The sequence below is a fragment of the Sphingomonas sanguinis NBRC 13937 genome (genome assembly GCF_001591005.1).
In the GTDB taxonomy this organism is placed as follows: Bacteria; Pseudomonadota; Alphaproteobacteria; order Sphingomonadales; family Sphingomonadaceae; genus Sphingomonas; species Sphingomonas sanguinis.
Genome location: NZ_BCTY01000107.1, coordinates 1 through 1,921 on the forward strand (window position 1 = coordinate 1; position 1,921 = coordinate 1,921).

Consider the following 1,921-nt stretch of genomic DNA (forward strand, 5'->3'; position numbering starts at 1 on the left):
CTTCAGATAGATGCGCAGCATCCCGACTTCGCGGTGCTGAACGGTGAAAAGGTCGGGCATGGTAGAGCTTTCGACAGGAAGCGGGATCAGGCGCGCGCGCGCCGGCGAGAAGCGCGGCGCGTGCGGGCATCGCGCAGGGTGGCGTCGGGTGTGAGGTGTGCGGCAGGCACCTTAAGCACGGCGACGCGCTGCGACAGGTAGATGCCGTTGTGGCCTGAGCAGAGATAGGCGACGAAGCACGCGACTGCGATCGGCACCGCATAGGCCGCGCCGAACAGCTCGATCCCCATGAACGTGCAAGCCAGCGGCGTGTTGGCCGCGCCCGCGAACAGCGCGACGAAACCGATCGCCGCGAAAACCCCTGTCGGCACTCCGAACATGGGCGCGAGCGCATTGCCGAGCGCCGCGCCAATGAAGAACAGCGGCGTCACCTCTCCGCCCTTGAAGCCAGCGCTCAGGGTAACGACGGTAAAGAGCAGCTTCAGCGCCCAGCTCCACGGGTGCGTATCGGGGCCGAAAAAGCTGGCAATGGTCAGGTCGCCCGGCGTTGCCGCCAGCGTGCCCAGGCCGAGATAGTCTCGCGTGCCAAATAGCCAGACCAGCGCGATCACGGCGACACCACCGATAGCGGGTCGTAGTGGGCCATAGGGTATCACGCGCTTCAGCCATCCGCCGAGCGCATGGTTGGCCTCTGCAAAGGCCAGCCCGACCAATCCGAATACAACGCCCGCGACGCCGGCTTTGGCGACGAGCAACGCGTCGACCGGCACCATCGCATCGACATGGTAGGCGCCGTGATGAATGCCCCAGGCAAGACAGGTCCAGTCACCCACCAGTGCCGCGACTAGGCACGGTACTAGCGCGCGATACTCGACCCGGCCGATCGCCAGAACCTCCAGTGCAAAGACCGCGCCCGCGATCGGCGTCCCGAAGACCGCGCCGAAGCCCGCCGCGATTCCGGTCATAAGGAGGGTGCGTGTCGCTTCCGCATCCAGCTTGAGGGCGCGCCCAAACCCGCTGGAAAGACTGCCGCCCAATTGCACGGCGGTGCCTTCACGCCCCGCCGATCCCCCGAACAGGTGCGTCACGACCGTGCCGAAGAGGATGAGCGGGGCCATGCGCAGCGGCACACCGCCCCCCGGTTCGTGGATTTGCTCGACGATGAGGTTGTTGCCGCCTTCGACCGAACGCCCTGTCAGATGGTAGAGCAGTCCGACCAAGAACCCGCCGATCGGCAGCAGGTAGAGCAGCCAGGGAAAGGCATAGCGAAGCCGGGTTACGGCATCGAGGCTCCGCAGGAAGGCCGCGCAGAGCGTTCCCACCGCTGCGGCCATCGGGACCAGAATCAAAGTCCACCGCAGCACCGACATGGCATGGGTGCGGCGCTCGCGAATGAACGCTGCCATGTTGAACTGGTCGTAGAGATTGCGAAACGTCGCGTGCACGATTCCTCCTTGCTGCCTTGCGGCGCCTGGTAGGAATCATCGGCCCTTGCGAGGGCGGTTCGGCCGAATGGCCCGGCGGAAATCCATCGCCGTGCCCGAGCATATGCTGTCCGACGGCGACCTGGTCAACCACGGCAGGGTCACGATGAGACCGTTGTTTTGGTGAAGATAAATAATTGGCTCGCCCATGGAATAAACCCCGACGAGCATCGTCTACGCTTTCGAGACCGATGCGCCGGAGGCTTATGCATAGACGAAACTGGATGCTGGGTCTGACGGCTTTAGCCCTGCTCACCGGCGCAGCCGCGGCCGCCCCTGCCGATGGCTACGCCAGCATGGTGTCTGCCGCGATGGACCGGATGATGGCGGGCATGATGGTCAAGCCGTCCGGCGACGTCGACCGCGACTTCGTCGCGATGATGCTTCCGCACCATCAGGGCGCCATCGATATGGCGGTGGCGGAGCTGCGCTACGGT

2 protein-coding genes and 1 riboswitch are annotated in these 1,921 nt (G+C 65.0%); of the genes, one reads left to right on the top strand and one right to left on the bottom strand.

The window, feature by feature from the left end; all coding sequences use genetic code 11:
- Positions 1-86: 86 nt before the first annotated feature.
- Positions 87-1,445 (bottom strand): voltage-gated chloride channel family protein, encoded by a 1,359-nt coding sequence (locus tag SSA01S_RS18765; protein ID WP_061781610.1) that lies wholly within the window; start codon positions 1,443-1,445, stop codon positions 87-89.
- A 23-nt stretch (positions 1,446-1,468) separates the two neighbouring features.
- A riboswitch (Fluoride riboswitch) is annotated at positions 1,469-1,545 on the bottom strand.
- Between the two features lie 163 nt (positions 1,546-1,708).
- Between SSA01S_RS18765 and SSA01S_RS18770 the strand changes: the two genes are divergently transcribed.
- Positions 1,709-1,921 (top strand): DUF305 domain-containing protein (locus SSA01S_RS18770; protein WP_244885715.1); only part of this gene is annotated, 213 nt, incomplete at its 3' end.